The 17,189-nt window shown below is 64.5% G+C and carries 14 protein-coding genes; 5 read left to right on the forward strand and 9 right to left on the reverse strand.

All coding sequences use genetic code 11. The features are described 5' to 3' along the window. Positions 1–121 precede the first annotated feature (121 nt). The 5 genes from JQ574_RS28475 (at position 122) to JQ574_RS28495 (ending at position 8,901) form a co-directional block, all read left to right on the forward strand. Complete coding sequence (locus tag JQ574_RS28475; RefSeq protein ID WP_212210022.1) at positions 122–844, forward strand: nucleotidyltransferase family protein; 723 nt, start codon at positions 122–124, stop codon at positions 842–844. Positions 845–1,054: 210 nt separating this feature from the next. Next, positions 1,055–4,201 carry a double-strand break repair protein AddB gene (addB, locus tag JQ574_RS28480; protein ID WP_212210023.1) on the forward strand — a complete coding sequence of 1,049 codons (3,147 nt, stop codon included), beginning with the start codon at positions 1,055–1,057 and terminating at the stop codon, positions 4,199–4,201. Then, entirely contained in the window at positions 4,195–7,725 is a 3,531-nt protein-coding gene (gene addA / locus JQ574_RS28485; RefSeq protein ID WP_212210024.1) for a double-strand break repair helicase AddA, read from the forward strand. The genes addB and addA overlap by 7 nt, the downstream gene beginning before the upstream one ends. 68 nt (positions 7,726–7,793) lie before the next feature. Beyond that, a complete protein-coding gene (trxA, locus tag JQ574_RS28490) occupies positions 7,794–8,114 on the forward strand; it encodes a thioredoxin (protein ID WP_192736238.1) in 321 nt (106 codons plus the stop codon). Between the two features lie 310 nt (positions 8,115–8,424). Beyond that, positions 8,425–8,901, forward strand: coding sequence for a DUF2231 domain-containing protein (locus JQ574_RS28495; RefSeq protein WP_212210038.1), 477 nt, complete (start codon positions 8,425–8,427; stop codon positions 8,899–8,901). On the opposite strand, the gene JQ574_RS28500 is transcribed toward JQ574_RS28495, so the two are convergent. From JQ574_RS28500 to sppA, 9 genes are all read right to left on the reverse strand, one after another. Continuing rightward, positions 8,898–9,638 carry a metallophosphoesterase gene (locus tag JQ574_RS28500; RefSeq protein ID WP_212384097.1) on the reverse strand — a complete coding sequence of 247 codons (741 nt, stop codon included), beginning with the start codon at positions 9,636–9,638 and terminating at the stop codon, positions 8,898–8,900. The genes JQ574_RS28495 and JQ574_RS28500 overlap by 4 nt on opposite strands. Positions 9,639–9,734: 96 nt before the next feature. Next, the gene (locus tag JQ574_RS28505; protein WP_212210026.1) at positions 9,735–11,102 is read right to left on the reverse strand and encodes a folylpolyglutamate synthase/dihydrofolate synthase family protein; all 1,368 of its coding nucleotides are present in this window, start codon (positions 11,100–11,102) and stop codon (positions 9,735–9,737) included. Next, a complete protein-coding gene (gene accD, locus JQ574_RS28510) occupies positions 11,099–12,040 on the reverse strand; it encodes an acetyl-CoA carboxylase, carboxyltransferase subunit beta (protein WP_192736235.1) in 942 nt (313 codons plus the stop codon). The genes JQ574_RS28505 and accD overlap by 4 nt, the downstream gene beginning before the upstream one ends. A 155-nt stretch (positions 12,041–12,195) precedes the next feature. Further along, entirely contained in the window at positions 12,196–13,032 is an 837-nt protein-coding gene (gene trpA / locus JQ574_RS28515; RefSeq protein WP_212210027.1) for a tryptophan synthase subunit alpha, read from the reverse strand. Then, the gene (gene trpB, locus JQ574_RS28520; protein ID WP_212384098.1) at positions 13,029–14,258 is read right to left on the reverse strand and encodes a tryptophan synthase subunit beta; all 1,230 of its coding nucleotides are present in this window, start codon (positions 14,256–14,258) and stop codon (positions 13,029–13,031) included. The genes trpA and trpB overlap by 4 nt, the downstream gene beginning before the upstream one ends. Continuing rightward, the gene (locus JQ574_RS28525) at positions 14,255–14,914 is read right to left on the reverse strand and encodes a phosphoribosylanthranilate isomerase (protein WP_212210029.1); all 660 of its coding nucleotides are present in this window, start codon (positions 14,912–14,914) and stop codon (positions 14,255–14,257) included. The genes trpB and JQ574_RS28525 overlap by 4 nt, the downstream gene beginning before the upstream one ends. 64 nt (positions 14,915–14,978) lie before the next feature. Further along, positions 14,979–15,371 (reverse strand): lipopolysaccharide assembly protein LapA domain-containing protein, encoded by a 393-nt coding sequence (locus JQ574_RS28530; protein ID WP_212210030.1) that lies wholly within the window; start codon positions 15,369–15,371, stop codon positions 14,979–14,981. 153 nt (positions 15,372–15,524) lie between these two features. Then, positions 15,525–15,830, reverse strand: a complete 306-nt coding sequence (locus tag JQ574_RS28535) for an integration host factor subunit beta (RefSeq protein WP_192736230.1) — start codon at positions 15,828–15,830, stop codon at positions 15,525–15,527. Positions 15,831–16,002: 172 nt separating this feature from the next. Next, positions 16,003–16,983 carry a signal peptide peptidase SppA gene (sppA, locus tag JQ574_RS28540; RefSeq protein WP_212210031.1) on the reverse strand — a complete coding sequence of 327 codons (981 nt, stop codon included), beginning with the start codon at positions 16,981–16,983 and terminating at the stop codon, positions 16,003–16,005. Between the last annotated feature and the right edge of the window lie 206 nt (positions 16,984–17,189).

Raw genomic sequence — 17,189 nt, forward strand, 5'->3', positions numbered from 1 at the left:
CCGCCGCGCCAGCGTCGTCTTACAGTCGTCATCTGCAATGACTATGGCCTCACAGTCGCTGGATCAGCCGAATCACCGTGATATGATCCGAAGCGCTGATCCGTTTCGAGAAATTCCATAAATGTCCGTCACGCCAAAGAAAGCCATGGTCCTCGCCGCCGGTCTCGGCCTGCGGATGCGCCCGTTGACCGATCACATGCCAAAGCCGCTGGTGCGCGTGATGGGCCAGCCGCTGCTCGATCACGTGCTGGACAAGCTGGCTGCCGCCGGCGTCAGCGAAGCCGTGGTCAACGTGCATTACCTGCCCGACCAGATCATCGAGCACACCGCCTCCCGGACCCGCCCCCGCATTACCATCTCCGATGAACGCGATCAGGTGCTCGGCACCGGCGGCGCCGTCGTGAAGGCCCTGCCCTTGCTCGGCAACGAGCCGTTCTTCCATCTCAACGCCGACACCATGTGGATCGACGGCGTGCGGCCCAATCTGACGCGGCTGGCCGAGACCTTCGATCCCGCGCGCATGGATATACTGCTGTTGATGGCGCCGACCACCAGCAGCATCGGTTACAGCGGCCGCGGCGATTACTCGATGCTGCCGGACGGCGCGCTGCGCAAGCGGCGTGAACATCAGGTGGTGCCGTTCGTCTACGCCGGCGCCGCGATCATGTCGCCGTCGCTGTTTGCAGGTGCGCCCGCGGGCGAGTTCTCGCTGACGAAATTGTTCGACCAGGCCAATGAGCAGGAGCGGCTGTTCGGCCTGCGGCTCGACGGCGTCTGGATGCATGTCGGAACCCCCGACGCGGTGCAGGCCGCGGAAGAGGCGTATCTGGAGAGCGTGGCGTAACTCACCCTCGTCGTCCCGGCGAAGGCCGGGACCCATAACCACAAGCTTTTGTGGTTATGCGAGGCGGTCGCATCCACTTTCGGCAAATCGATAGGCCGCGGCGTATGGTCCCGGCCTTCGCCGGGACGACGTGGAGAGTTGGTCACCAGCACACCCATGACCATTGAGCCATCACTCCCTATATTGCGCTGACCTCGAATCAGGCAGCCCATGCGCGTTTTCAGCGTTCCCGTATCCGTGCCGCTTCTGCGCACCGTCATATCGGCGTTGGTCGACGGCCGGCTCGTCGATGGATTCGAGGCGCGCCACAATCCGCTGAACCTGGCGCAGGCGACGCTCTATCTGCCGACCCGACGCGCCGGCCGGATGGCGCGGGAAATCTTCCTCGACGAGATGAAGACGGATGCTGCGATCCTGCCGCGCATCGTAGCGCTCGGCGATATCGACGAGGACGAACTAGCGTTCGCCGAAGGCTCCGAACAATTCGGCGGCGTGGCCCCGCTCGACATTCCGCCGCGGCTCGGCGAACTCGAGCGGCGGCTGACGCTGGCCCATCTGGTGGCGGCGTGGGCCAAAACGCCGGTCTCCGCGCCGCTGGTGATCGGCGGCCCGGCCTCGACGCTGGCACTGGCGGGCGATCTGGCGCGATTGATGGACGACATGGTCACCCGCGGCGTCGACTGGAATGCGCTCGACAAACTGGTGCCGGACCAGCTCGATCGATACTGGCAGCATTCGCTGGAATTCCTGCGCATCGCGCGCAAGGCGTGGCCGCAGCATTTGCACGAAATCGGACGGATCGAACCGGCGGCGCGACGCGACCTTCTGATCGACGCCGAAGCCGCGCGCCTGACTGCGCACCACAAGGGCCCGGTGATCGCGGCCGGTTCGACCGGATCGATGCCCGCGACCGCAAAATTCCTGAACGTTGTCGCCAGGCTCAAACTGGGCGCGGTGGTGCTGCCGGGGTTAGATACCGATCTCGATGACGCGGCCTGGCAGACCATCGGTGGCGTGCGCGACGCGCAGGGCAAATTCTCCACGCCGCCGGCCTCGAACCATCCGCAATTCGCCATGCAAGGGCTCTTGAACCGGTTCGGTATCAAGCGCCGCGACGTCGAGATTTTGGGCACGCCCGCGCCTGATGGCCGCGACGTGCTGGTTTCCGAGACGATGCGGCCATCGACCGCAACCGAGCAATGGCATGACCGGCTGGAGCAGCCGGATATTGCCGCAAGGATTTCGGGCGGCATGAAAAACCTCGCGGTGGTCGCCGCGCCCAATCCGGAGATGGAGGCGCTGGCGATCGCAGTGGCGATGCGCGAAGCGCGGCATCTGGGCAAATCGGCCGCGCTGGTGACGCCGGACCGTGCGCTGGCGCGGCGGGTGATGGCCGCACTCGGCCGCTGGAACCTCCAATTCGACGATTCCAGCGGCGATGCGCTGATGGACACGTCCGCCGGCATCTTTGCCCGGCTGGTGGCAGAGACGGCGGCCAAGGGGCTGGAGCCGCCGACCTTGCTGGCGCTGATGAAGCATCCGCTGTTTCGGCTGGGCGACGCGCATGCTGCGCTGAAGCATGCCATCGAGGTGCTGGAACTGGCGCTGCTGCGCGGCACACGGCCGCCAGCGGGCAGCGGCGGGCTGGCGCGGGACTTTGACCGTTTTCGCACCGAACTCAGGAAGCTCAGGGGTAGCGAGACATCCTCGCTCCACGCTTCCGAGCAACGCGCCAAATTGCGCGACGAAGATCTCGACCAGGCGCAAGCGCTCATTGCTGCTCTCCAGAAAGCGTTGTCACCGCTGGAAAGCATGGCGTCATCGAGAACGTACGATTTCGCTGAACTGGCGCATCGCCACCGTGAGGTGCTGATCGCACTGTCTTCCGATCAGAACGGCATCGTCATCGTGTTCGAGGGCGCCCAGGGATCGGCGCTGGCCTCGGCTTTTGAAGATCTCCTGGACGAGCAGAAGCCCAGCGGGCTGATGGTGCAGCTCGGCGATTATCCCGAATTGTTCCAGACCGCCTTCGCCGACCGCATGGTGCGGCGGCCGGAATCGGCGAGCGCGCATCTGCACATCTACGGCCAGCTCGAAGCCCGATTGACCGAATCCGATCGCGTCGTTCTGGGCGGGCTGGTCGAAGGCGTCTGGCCGCCGTCACCGCGGATCGATCCGTGGTTGAGCCGGCCGATGCGGCATGAACTCGGCCTCGACCTGCCGGAGCGGCGCATCGGGCTATCGGCGCATGACTTCGCGCAACTGCTCGGCCACACCGACGTGATCCTGACCCATTCGGCGAAAGTCGGCGGCGCGCCGGCGGTGGCCTCGCGCTTCCTGCACCGCCTGGAGGCCGTCGCCGGCGAACAACGCTGGAAGCAAGCCACGCGAGCCGGTGAGGATTACGTCCGCTTCGCCGCCGAACTCGACCGGCCGGCCAAGATTGAGCCGATCCCGCAGCCTGCGCCAAAGCCGCCGCGTGAGACACGCCCATTGAAATTGTCAGTGACGGCGATCGAGGACTGGCTGCGCGATCCCTACACGATCTATGCAAAGTATATTTTGCGGCTCGACCCGCTCGATCCCGTCGACATGCCGCTGTCAGCGGCTGATCGCGGCTCGGCGATCCATGAGGCGCTCGGCGAATTCACCAAGACCTTCGCCGATGCGCTGCCTCCCCAACCTGCGCTCGCGCTACGCGGCATCGGCGAGAAATTCTTTGCGCCGCTGATGGAGCGCCCCGAGGCGCGGGCGCTGTGGTGGCCGCGCTTTCAGCGCATCGCCGCATGGTTCGCGGAATGGGAACTGGCGCGGCGCGATCACATCGCGAGGATCGATGCCGAGATCCGGGGAGAGATCGGGATCCCGCTCGAAAACGCGCGAACTTTCATCCTCTCCGCCCGCGCCGATCGCATCGAGCAGCGCCAGGACGGTCGCTTCGCGATCCTCGACTACAAGACCGGACAGCCGCCGACGGGAAAGCAGGTGCGCATGGGGCTGTCGCCGCAGCTCACGCTCGAAGCCGCGATCCTGCGCGAAGGTGGCTTCAAGGATATCGGTGCCGATTCGTCCGTCGCCGAACTCGCCTATGTCAGGCTCAGCGGCAACAATCCGCCGGGCGAGCACCGTTCGCTGGAGCTGAAGATCAGGAACAACGACACGCCGCAGCCGCCGGACGAGGCGGCGGATTATGCGCGGCTGGAGCTGGAAAAATTGATCCGCAAATTCGAGGACGAGAACCAGGCCTACACCTCGTTGAACCTGTCGATGTGGTCGAACCGCTACGGCGCCTATGACGATCTCGCCCGGATCAAGGAATGGTCCGCAGCCGGTGGATTGGGGATCGAGGAATGGTGAAGGCTCCCCGCGCAATTCCCCCCAATGTGCGCGACACCCAGGCGCGCGCGTCCGATCCGGCGGCGTCCTCGTTCGTGTCGGCCAATGCCGGCTCGGGCAAGACGCATGTGCTGGTGCAGCGCGTGATCCGGCTGCTGCTTGGCGGCGTGGCGCCGGAGAAAATCCTCTGCATCACTTTTACAAAAGCCGCCGCCGCCAATATGGCCGAGCGGGTGTTCTCGACGCTCGGCCATTGGGTGACGCTCGACGATGCTTCGCTGGATGCCGCGATCAGGGAAGCGGGAATTGCGAACCCCAATGCAAAATTGCGAAAGTCGGCGCGGCAGCTCTTTGCTTGCGCGCTGGAGACGCCGGGCGGACTGAAAGTGCAGACCATCCACGCGCTGTGCACGCGGCTGCTGCAGCAGTTCCCGTTCGAGGCCAACGTGCCGGCGCGTTTCGCTGTGCTCGACGACCGCGACCAGAACGAGATGATGGAGCGCGCCAACCTCGCGGTGCTGCTGGAGGCCTCGCACAATCCTGAAAGCGCGACGGGGCGCGCGCTGATGACGGCGATGGCGAGCGCGGCCGACGTTACTTTCAAGGATGTCGTGCGCGAGGCGTGCCTCAGCCGCGATCATTTCATGGCGTGGACGGATCTTGCCGGCAGCGCGCAGGCCGCCGCCGCACAGGTCAACGCGGCGCTTGGCATCGTTCCTGGTGACGGGATCGATGCCGTCGAGCGCGAGATCATCGATGGCCCGAACCTGCCGCGATCGCGCTGGGAAGAGATCGCGACGATCCTGGACACCGGCAGCAAAACCGACCAGGGACAAGCGACGCAGTTTCGCGGGGCGCTGGCTTTTTCCGGCGCGGCGCAGGTGGACGAGTATCTGTCCGTATTCCTCACCGACACCGAGCGCACGCTCCGCAAATCGGTAGTGACGAAGAATTTCGTGCGAGACAATCCGGCCGTTGGCCGTCTGTTCGAATCCGAAATCGTTCGCATCACTCCACTGATCGAGCGCCGTCGCGCCATAATTGCCCGCGACCGCACCGAGGCGCTGCTGCACATCGCAACCGCGGCGGCCGCGAATTACCGCCGCGAGAAGCTGGAACGCGGCCTGCTGGATTATGACGACCTGATCGACAAGACGCTGGCGATGCTCGATCGCGTTTCCTCCGGCTGGGTACACTACAAGCTCGACCGCGGCGTCGATCATGTGCTGATCGACGAGGCGCAGGACACAAGTCCGCGGCAATGGGACATCGTCGCGCACATCATTTCCGAATTCACCTCGGGCGCCGGGGCGCGCGACGGCGTGACGCGCACCGTGTTCGCGGTCGGCGACGAAAAGCAGTCGATCTTTTCGTTCCAGGGCGCAGCTCCCCGCGAATTCGACCTGCGCCGCCGGGCATTGAAGAAGAAATTCGAGGATGCCGGGCTGAAATTCGACCCGGTCTCGTTCAACTATTCATTCCGTTCGGGACCGGCGATCCTGCACTCTGTCGACCACGTCTTTCGCGAGCAGGACATCTACCGCAGCATCCATGCGGTCGATAATGGCTACCCGATCCACTATTCGCTCGAAGACGCAGGTCCCAGCCTGATCGATCTCTGGGAGCTGGCTGTCGCCGACGACAAGCAGGACCTTGAGGGTTGGCGCGCGCCGTTCGACGGCGTCTCGGTAACCAGCCCCGAGGTGAAGCTGGCCCGCCGGATTCAGGCCGAGATCAAATCGCTGGTAGAGAGCGGTACCATGACCGGCAGCAGCGGTAGCCGACGCCCGCTGCGCTATGGCGACATGCTGGTGCTGGTGCGGCGCCGCGGCAACGCGTTCGATGCCGTGATCCAGGCGCTGAAACACGCCAACGTTCCCGTTGCGGGCGCCGACCGGCTGAAGCTGACCGAGCACATCGCGGTCATCGACCTCATGAACCTCGCCGATGCGCTGCTGCTGCCGCAGGACGATCTGGCGTTAGCCGTGGCGCTGAAAAGCCCGCTGTTCGGCCTTAACGACGACGATCTGTTCAAGCTGGCCTGGCAGCGCAGGGGATCGCTGCGCCACGCATTGTCAGCGCACGCGGCGGCGGACGAGCGGTTCACGAGGGCACTGAAGCGGCTCGAACAATGCGAACGCCGCTTCGTGAGCGAAACGCCGTTCGCGTTCTATGCCTGGCTGCTCGGCGGCGATGGCGGCCGTGCGCGCATCCTGCGCAGGCTCGGCCATGAAGCCAATGACGCGCTCGATGAATTTTTGGAACTGGCGGTGAACTATGAGCGCAAGGCACCGGCCTCGCTGCAGGGGTTCATGGCGTGGCTGCGCGCGGCCGATACCGAGGTGAAGCGCGACATGGAAATCTCGCGCGACGAAGTCCGTGTCATGACCGTGCACGGCGCCAAGGGACTTGAGGCCTCCGTCGTGTTCCTGGTCGACACCACGACATCGCCTGCGGATACCCAGCGGTTGAAGCTGATCCATCTGCCGCAGGGCAATGCTGGCCCGCATGGTCCCGGCATCGTGGTCTGGGCCGGACGGAAGGCCGAAGACCCTTCGGCCATCGTCAATGCGCGCGCGGCGATGATCGGCGATACCGAGGATGAATACCGCCGCCTGCTCTATGTCGCAATGACGCGCGCCGCCGACCGGTTGATCGTTGGCGGCTGCATGCCCGGCAACATGAATTCCGTGCGCAAATTTTCCTGGTACGATCTGATCACCAAGGGCCTCGCCACTTCCGAGCTGCAACTCCAGGAAATCCAGACACCGAACGGCGTCGTGAAGCGTTATGCGCGGCCCGATGATGTTGCGCCCGCGGATGGCCCGGCGGCTGAACCTTCACGCCAAACGCCGACCGAGCTGCCATCCTGGCTTCAGCAACCGGCGCCATCAGAGGCGGCCGCCGAAAGCCTGCTGCGCCCGTCCGATCCCGCTGACGACGACAGCCATCCGGTCCGGTCAGGCGAATCGATCCTCGCCCGCGCCAGGGCGCTCAAGCGCGGCACGCTGGTGCACCGGTTGCTGCAGTCGCTGCCCGATATCGCCGCCGAGCGCCGCCGCGAGGCCGCGCTGTCGTACCTCGCCCGCAACGCCGATGGTTGGACCGAGGACGAACGGCTCACGCTGGCGGAAAAAGCGCTCGCGCTGATCGCGGATGCGCGCTTTGCGCACGCCTTTGCGCCGGGCAGCCAGGCCGAGGTCTCGATCGTGGGCCGGCTCGACCGGCCCGGGCAGCGGCCGGCGCTGGTTTCCGGGCAGATCGACCGGCTGGTGGTGACGGAATGGGAGGTCTTGATCGTCGATTACAAGACCAACCACGCCCCGCCCAAGCTGGCTGCCGAGGCTCCCCGGGGCTATGTCCGCCAGCTCGCGCTCTACCGGGCGGTACTGGCCAAACTTTATCCCCAGCTACCGGTCCGGGCCGCGCTGCTTTGGACCGAAACGCCTGATTTGATGGAGATTTCCGCCCCCGCGCTGGACGCGGCGCTGGCATCCTATCATCTCGACGTGACCGCGCTTGACCCGGCAAGATCGCGTTCATAGGTTTGCCCATATCCTGACGGGCGCGATTCTCATCCGCGCCGCTGTTTCCAACCGAACGAGGTATTCCCATGGCCGTTGGCAAGGTTTCTGACGCCGATTTCGAAGCCGAAGTGCTCAACGCGACCGGGCCGGTGGTCGTGGATTTCTGGGCAGAATGGTGCGGCCCCTGCCGCATGATCGCGCCTGCGCTCGACGAGATTTCCGGCGCGATGGGTGACAAGGTCAAGATCGTGAAGCTGAACGTCGACGAGAGCCCGAAAACGGCCTCGAAATACGGCGTGATGTCGATCCCGACCCTGATGATCTTCAAGGGCGGCGAGATGGCCTCCCGCCAGGTCGGCGCCGCGCCGAAGGCGAAGCTGCAGCAGTGGATCACTGCCGCGGTCTGATCTGTTTCGATTTAGCTATTTTTCCGAAACGGCCGGCTCATCGCCGGCCGTTTGCGTTGAGGTGCTGGCATGTCTCGCGTTTGAAGGGCCATCGCCATTGCCCTCCGCGCACCCGACCGCTACCGCCATCCCCGCGCGCCATGGTGCCCGCTGAAGCTGCTCAAATGAAGCTGGCTTCGCCCCGGCATCGAAAGATATATGCCCGAATTTCACGATATTGACGCAGCGCACGCGCGCATAGCCGACGCGATATAGGAACTCGCGCGACAAGCCTCCGTTGAAGGAACAGTTGCTACTTCAGGAGGCATTTATGACGAACCCCAAATCGACCGCCCAGATTGCAGGGCACCCTATTCATCCCATGCTCATTCCATTTCCGGTCGCCTGTTTCGTTCTGGCTTTTGTTTCGGACGTGGCGTTCTGGAGAACTTCGAACGACTTCTGGGCGTCAGCTTCGCTCTGGCTGCTCGGCGTCGGCCTGATCATGGCGGTGCTTGCCGCCATCGTCGGCGTAATCGATCTGATGGGAGACGATCGCATCCGCAATCTCAACGACGCATGGCTGCACGCCGGCGGCAACGTGGTGGCGGTATTGATCGAGCTCTACAACTGGTATTCCCGCTACGAGCAGGGCACATCGGCCATTGTCCCGACGGGGGTGATCCTGTCCTTCATCGTCGTGTTGATTCTGCTGTTCACGGGATGGAAGGGTTGGGAAATGGTCTATCGCGAGCACGTCGGCGTGTCCGACGAAGTCGGCCCAACGCAGACGACAAGATTGACCTAACGGATCCACCCCGTCGCCAGCGCGCTGGCCAGCTCAAACTGGCCGTTCTGCCGCGCCAGCGCCGCCATTGCCTCATGGTCGTAGGGCACATGGCGAAACGTCGCGCGCCACGATCCGTCAACCAGTTCGAGGATCGCGTAGCGCGCATCCGGCGTGCCGGCTTCGATCACATGCGGGAACGGATGGGTGTCGCGATAGCCGGGCGAGCCGACGCTGCCGGGATTGACGATTCTGCGCCCATCGCCAAGCCGGACGGTGCGCGCGACATGGGTGTGGGCGCAGAGGATCAGCGGCTGCGTGATTCCTTCGGCTTGCTTCTCGATCGCATCGAGCGAGGCCATGCAAACGGTGCCGTCGGCAAGCACGGTCTCCAGCCAATAGACCTCGTCATGCGCCGGCGTCGCGTGGCAGAGAAACACCTGGTCGCAATAGACGCGCGTCGGCGGCAGCGCGCGCAGCCAATCGAGATGCGACTTGTCTAGTTGCGCATGGGCCGGCCGGTCCCAGGAACCCATCTTCTCCAGCGGCCGGTCTATCAGGTATCGGTCATGATTGCCGAGCACGTGCACGGCATCGAGCGCGATCAAGGCATCCATCGTGCGCCGCGCGTCGAGCGGGCCGCTCGCCATGTCGCCGAGATTGACGATCTCTTTGATACCCTGCGCGCGGATGTCGGCGATGACAGCTTCCAGCGCGAGATAATTTCCGTGCACATCGGCAATCGCGGCAAAGCGCATGGTCTTTCCAGTCCAGTCGAGGTCTACGTGCCCCGGATCGGCCCCGGCTCTGCGGAGCGGCGTTACACGCTGCACCGCGGTCCGGGACACGAGGGGTTATGCAGGCGGCGTGCCATTACGCGCCAGCACGTGGCCCGCGAGGTAGAGCGATCCGGTGATCAGGATGCGTGGCGGCACTTCGTAAGCAAGTTTCGACAGCGCCTGAAGCGCGGCTTCGACGCTGGCGGCGTTCTCCACGCGCATGCCCAGGGCGCGGGCGGCATCCGCCAGCCGGTCCGGCGGCATCGACGCCGCCATGGCCATCGAGCTCGCATCGTCGCGACCGGGGATTGGCACCGCCATGATATGGCGCGTCAGCCCGGCGAAATTGGCGAGGAACGCGTCGGCGTCCTTGTTGGCCATCATGCCTGTTATGACGACCAGCGGACGCGACACCCTCTCCTCCAGATCGCCCAGCGCGGCTGCGGCGACGCGCCCGCCTTCGGCATTGTGCCCGCCATCGAGCCAGATCTCGCACCCCTGCGGGCCCTGCTCGACCAGCGCACCGGAAACCAGCCGCTGCATCCGCGCCGGCCATTCGGCGTTGACGATGCCGGCCTCGAAATGGGGCATGCCGATCTTGAAGGCGTCGAGCGCACGCAAGGTCGCGATCGCAAGCCCGGCATTGTCGAACTGATGCCGGCCGAACAGTTTTGGCGCCACCAGATCCATCAGGCCGCGATCGTCCTGATAGACCAGCCGGCCGCGCTCGACGCTGACATGCCATTGCTGGCCGGCCGCATGCAGCGGTGCGCGCATGCGGCGCGCCTGCGCCTCGATCACATCAAGCGCTTCCGGCGCCTGCTCGGCACAAATCACCGGCGCATTGCGCTTGATGATGGCGGCTTTCTCACCGGCAATCTCGGTCAGCGAATTACCGAGGAATTCCGTATGATCCATGCTGACCGGCGCTATCACGCACGCGAGCGGCGCGTCGATCACATTGGTGGCGTCCAGCCGTCCGCCGAGGCCGACTTCCAGCAGCACGACATCGGCCGGATGCTGTGCAAACAGACAAAACGCCGTCGCGGTCTCGATCTCGAAAATCGTGATCGGATCGCCCGCGTTGGCGCGCTCGCAATGCCCGAGCACGGCGCACAATTCATCGTCATCGACCAGCACGCCACCACCGCTGCGGCCAAGACGAAAACATTCGTTGAGCCGCACCAGATAGGGCGAGGTGTAGACGTGAACGCGCAGGCCGGCGGCTTCCAGGATCGCGCGCAGATAGGCAATGGTGGAACCCTTGCCGTTGGTACCGGCGACGTGGATCACCGGCGGCAATTTGCGTTCGGGATGGTCGAGCCGCGCCAGCAGGGCCTGCATGCGATCGAGGCTGAGATCGATTCGGCTGGGATGGAGCGTCGACAGCTGCGCGATCAATTCGTCGAGCGAGGGCTGCGGTCTGGCGGCGGGTGCGTTCACGCGTGCGGTGCAGCCGGCACCGCTTCCGGCGCCGAGACGATCTGGGCCGGGTCGGTGACCTGCGGCACGGCTTTCGACGCAACATCAGGCGCCGGCGACTTCGTCAGCAGCCGGCACAGCCGCGCCAGGGTGGGGCGCATTTCGTGGCGGTGCACCACCATGTCGACCATGCCATGGTCGCGCAGATATTCGGCGCGCTGGAAACCTTCCGGCAGTTTCTCGCGGATGGTCTGTTCGATGACGCGCGCGCCGGCGAATCCGATCAGCGCGCCGGGCTCGGCGATCTGCACGTCGCCCAGCATGGCGTAGGACGCGGTGACACCGCCGGTGGTCGGGTTGGTCAGCACGACGATGTAGGGCAGTTTTGCTTCGCGCAGCATCTGCACGCCGACGGTGGTGCGCGGCATCTGCATCAGCGACAAAATACCTTCCTGCATCCGCGCGCCGCCGGAGGCCGCGAACACGATGAACGGCGATTTCTTTTCGACCGCGAGCTCGAGCCCACGCACGATCGCTTCGCCTGCGGCCATGCCGAGCGAACCGCCCATGAAATCGAAATCCTGCACGGCCACGACGACGCCGGCGCCTTCGAGCTTGCCGTAGCCGACCTTGATGGCGTCGTTCAATCCGGTCTTGGCGCGGGCATCCTTGATGCGGTCGGCATATTTACGCTCGTCGCGAAACTTCAGCGGATCGGCGGTCACGTCAGGCAGCGCGATGTCGTACCAGGTCTCGTTGTCGAAGATCGACTTTAGCCGCGCCACCGCGCCCATGCGCATGTGATAGTTCGAGCCGGGAATGACGAACTGGTTGGCCTCGACGTCCTTGTAGAACACGAGCTGCCCGGAATCCGGGCACTTGATCCACAGATTCTCCGGCGTCTCGCGGCGCAGGATGCTGCGGATCTTCGGCCGGACGACGTTGGTGAGCCAATTCATGTTTCGCTCCGAAATGCGGTTGGACGCATCGACTTTATATTCTGACGCGTTTTCTTCACGCGAACCGGAAGTCCAAAACGCTACGCTCGAATATATGGCGGCCCGGGTTCAGCCCGGCAAGCCGCATATAACGCCTAGTTGCACGCAATTATGGCTTATTCCGCAGCCTGTTTGGCTCCCCGGACGCCCTGCGCCAGGGCGGTAACGAGATCGGCAACGGCGGCGACCGATTTACCGGTTGCCCGCCCCTCGGCGTCGAGAGTGCCGCGCAAAGCATCGACCAGCGCGGTGCCGACCACCGCTCCGTTGGCCCGCTCGGCGATTGCACGTGCGGCATCCGGGGTGCGAATGCCGAAGCCGACGCAAACCGGCAGCCTGGTGTGCCGCTTGATCCGGGCCACCGCTTCCCCCACCACGTTGGAATCCGCACTCGCGCTGCCGGTGATGCCCGTGATCGAGACGTAGTAGACGAAGCCGGAGGTGTTCGCGAGCACCGCCGGCAGCCGCTTGTCGTCGGTGGTCGGCGTCGCGAGACGAATGAAATTAAGACCGGCCTTCATCGCCGGCAGGCATAGTTCGTCGTCTTCTTCCGGCGGCAGGTCGACAATGATCAGACCATCGACGCCGGCGGTCTTTGCGTCGGCGAGAAACTTGTCGACGCCATAGATGTAGATCGGATTGTAGTATCCCATCAGCACCAGCGGCGTGACGTCATCGTCCTTACGAAAGTCACGCACCATCCCCAGCGTCTTCTTCAGGGTCATGCCGGCCTTCAGCGCGCGCAACCCCGCCGCCTGGATCGACGGCCCATCTGCCATCGGATCGGTAAAGGGCACGCCGAGCTCGATGATGTCAGCGCCCGCCTTCGGCAGCGCCTTGATGATCTCGAGCGAGGTCGTCGGATCGGGATCGCCCGCCATCACGTAGGTAACGAAGGCCGAGCGGCCTTGCTTGGCGAGCTCGGTAAACCGCGCGTCGATACGGGTACTCACTTCTTCTCACCCTTCAAGAATTCGGCGACCTGCGGGATGTCCTTGTCGCCGCGGCCCGAGAGATTGACGACCATCAAGTGATCCCTCGGCCGCTTCGGCGCGAGCTCCACGACCTTGGCGATGGCGTGTGCCGATTCCAGCGCGGGGATGATGCCTTCCAGCCGCGACAGCAATTGGAACGCGGCGAGCGCCTCGTCGTCGGTTGCGCTGAGATAGGTGACCCGGCCGTTCTCATAGAGCCAGGAATGCTCCGGCCCGATGCCGGGGTAATCCAGTCCCGCCGAGATCGAATGCGCGTCCTGGATCTGGCCGTCATCGTCCATCAACAAATAGGTGCGGTTGCCATGCAGCACGCCGGCCCGGCCGCCGGCGATCGAGGCCGCATGCAGCTGGGTCAGGCCATGGCCCGCGGCCTCGACGCCGAAAATCTCGACCGAGGGATCGTCGAGGAACGGATGAAACAGCCCCATCGCATTGGAGCCGCCGCCGATGCAGGCGACCAGCGAATCCGGCAGCCGGCCCTCGACCTCCTGCATCTGCTCGCGGGTTTCGTCGCCGATCACGCACTGGAAATCGCGCACCATCATCGGATAGGGATGCGGCCCCGCGATCGTGCCGATGCAGTAGAAGGTGTTGTGCACATTGGTGACCCAGTCGCGCAGCGCCTCGTTCATCGCGTCCTTCAACGTGCGCGTCCCTGATTGGACCGGGATCACCTTGGCGCCGAGCATTTCCATGCGGAACACGTTGGGCGCCTGACGCGCGACGTCGACCGCGCCCATATAGACGATGCATTCCAGCCCGAACCGCGCACACAGCGTCGCAGTAGCGACGCCGTGCTGGCCCGCGCCAGTCTCGGCGATGATGCGCTTCTTGCCCATCCGGCGCGCGACCATGATCTGGCCGAGCACGTTGTTGACCTTGTGCGAGCCGGTGTGGTTGAGCTCCTCGCGCTTGAAATAGACTTTTGCGCCGCCGAGATGCTCGGTTAGGCGCTCGGCGAAGTACAGCGGCGACGGCCGGCCGACATAGTGCTTGAGAAAGCCCTTCATTTCCGCAGCGAACGACGGATCGGCCTTGGCCGCGGCGTAGGCCTTCTCCAGATCCAGGATCAGCGGCATCAGCGTTTCGGCGACGAAGCGGCCACCGAAATTGCCGAAATGCCCGCGCTCGTCGGGGCCGGTGCGGAAGGAGTTTGGCAGGGAGTTTGGCTGACCTGGATTCATCGGACCATCAATTCTTCGGTGGCGCGCGCGGCGCGGATAAAATCGCGGATCAAGTCGGGATCCTTGACGCCGGGCGAACGCTCGACACCCGAGGACACATCGACGCCGCCCGCGCGCGTGACGCGAACGGCTTCGGCAATGTTGGCGGCGTGAAGCCCGCCCGAGACCATGAACGGCAGTTCGAGATCGAGCTTCTCAAGCAGGTGCCAGTCGAACACGGCCCCTAACCCGCCAGGGCGGGTGGCTTCCTTCGGCGCACGGGCATCAAACAGGATGCGGTCGGCGACCGCAGCATAGCCCGCGAGCGGCACCAGATCGGCCGTGGTCTCGACCGGTAGCGCCTTCATCAGCGGCAGGCCGAATTTCACCTTGATGTCGCGCAGCCGCGCGGTGGTTTCCTTGCCGTGCAATTGCAACATGTCCGGCCGGAGAGTCTCGACGATATTCTCGAGCGTCGCGTCGTCGGCATCGACCGTGAGCGCCACCTTGACGGCGCGGCCCTTGGCCTGCTTGCCGAGTTCCCGTGCGCTCTCAAGGCCGAGGTGGCGCGGCGACGGGGGGAAGAACACGAACCCGACCATATCAGCGCCGGCCCCGAGCGCGACGTCGAGCGTCTCGCGCGTGGACAGGCCGCAAATTTTGACGAGCAGGGACATGGTCTCTCGGGCGCGGCTTTCAAGCCGCCAAGCGCGGGTTGGAACGGGGCTGTTTGGGCGGGTTCTACAACGTCGCGCCCTGCTTGTCTCGCCCGGCTGCCCCGTAAATGCCGCGCGGCGCCGGTGCGGCAAGCTGCGGCACGCCGCCCCGGGAGACCGCCGCCGCGGCGCGCAGATCGGCTATTTCCGACCGCGCCCGCCGGGCCTCGGCCTCGTGCTGGCGTGCGGCGCGGCGCCAGCGGCGCTGGCGGAACCAGGTCGCCATGCCGCCCGCCGCGACCCCCAAGATTGCTACCACAATGATCACGACGAACAGCGGCATCGACACCGCGACCGCCGGATTGACGGAATCGAACGGATCGAACGATACCGTCACCGAATGACGGTTGGCGACCGCAAAGACGATGAAGATGACACCTAGGGGAATGACGACCAGCGCCGAGAAGAATTTTCGCATGACCATCTCTCGCAGTGCGGACTCTCGAAGCAGCTGATATCGGCGGGCACGTGTCCCGCAACGCGGCACCCGATCGTCAGAACCCGGTGGGGTCCTTTACGTGACGCGCTTCTTCACGCGAACCGGGGTCCACTTCGCCTGAAAACGCTATGGTTACGCGCCGGCCTCGGGCGAACCGCCCTCGCGGTTCAGCCGCTCACGCATTTCCTTGCCCGTCTTGAAAAACGGGACGCTCTTCTGATCGACCGGCACATGCGCGCCGGTGCGCGGATTGCGTCCTGCGCGGGCTGGACGATGCTTGACCGAGAACGCGCCGAAACCGCGGAGCTCGACACGGTCGCCGCGCGCCAAGGCAGCGACGATCTCATCGAGAATCGCGTTCACAATGTTCTCCACATCCCGCTGATAAAGATGCGGGTTGTGCTCGGCGATGCGCTGAACAAGTTCGGATTTGATCATCGAGACTGGGGTCCACTGTCGTGCGGACTTCCATTTCCGTGAAAATGCCTTGAACTGTCAAGACGCTAAATCGATTTAGAGCGACGCGAAATGACGTGACAAATGGCCCGGAAAGGGATTGTCGCAACACCCGCAATGCGGGAGGACCGCGCCAAACCTCGCCTGCGCGGCTTCAATTAGAGGCCGCGGGCCGCCACAGTGCCAGCATACCGTCCAGTGCCAGCTGGTCGACAGCTCCTGTGACACCAGCCTGCTCGACCTGACGCGCGATCACGCTCAGGCCGAGTGCATCGAAGCTGACGGACGCGACTGCGCGCAGGAAAGTCATGTCGCCGAACCGCGGGGTCAGCTTGAAATCGCGCACCGGCAGATCGCTCTTGATCTTCTTCTCGGCGACCAGCCATGCCACCGCGGTTTTCTCGTCGCCGAGCTGATCGACCAGCTTCAGCTCGACCGCCTGGCGGCCGGTGAACACGCGTCCGTCCGCGACTTTTTCGAGCAACGCCTCGTCCATGCCGCGCCGCGCCTTCACGAGACCGCGGAACCAGGCGTAAGAGTCCTTCACCAGCGCGTCGAGCGCCGCCCGCGCCTCGGGGCTGGTTGGCTCAAAGCCGTTCGGTGCCGCCTTGAGCGGCGAGGATTTCACTTCCTCGACCTTGACGCCGACGGTCTTCATCAACTCGGTGAAATTCGGAAATTGAAACAGTACGCCGATCGAGCCGACCAATGAACTCTGCTGGGCGATGATGTGATCGGCCGCAAGCGCCCCGATGTAACCGCCCGAGGCGGCCAACCCTTCGACCACCACGACCAGCGGCTTCTTGGCCTTCAGCCGCGTCAGCGCATCGTAAAGCTGCTCGGAGCCGGCGGTGGTGCCACCCGGCGAATTGATGTGCACGATGACGGCGGCGGCCGACGATTTCTCCAGCCGCTCCAGCGCCTCGACGCGTTGCTGATCACTGCGAATGAGGCCCTCGATATTGACGCGGGCAATCGAGCCGGACACCGCCAGCTGCGAGCGGCCGGCGGGTGTCGCGAGCACACCGACGACAACGACCGCGGCAAGCACGACCACGGCCGCCACCAGGCGCCAGAAAGTCAGCTTGCGGCGTATCCTGCGGCGATCGACGATCACGTCCGAATCGAGCGACATCGAAATTCTCCTGAGGTCAGCAGCGCGTTTTGCCTTCGCAGCGTCACCAGCACGTTATCCAATTACATCAATTGCGATGCAATATGAAGAAAACAAGGCCCGGTTTGTCGTCCCGGCGAAGGCCCTAGGGCATGCACACATCTGATGTCGGGGATTCCCGAATCGGCATTTTGTGTGATTCATATTGTGACACTTCGGCTTTGGCA

It is taken from the genome of Bradyrhizobium sp. AUGA SZCCT0158 (assembly GCF_018130065.1).
GTDB lineage: Bacteria > Pseudomonadota > Alphaproteobacteria > Rhizobiales > Xanthobacteraceae > Bradyrhizobium.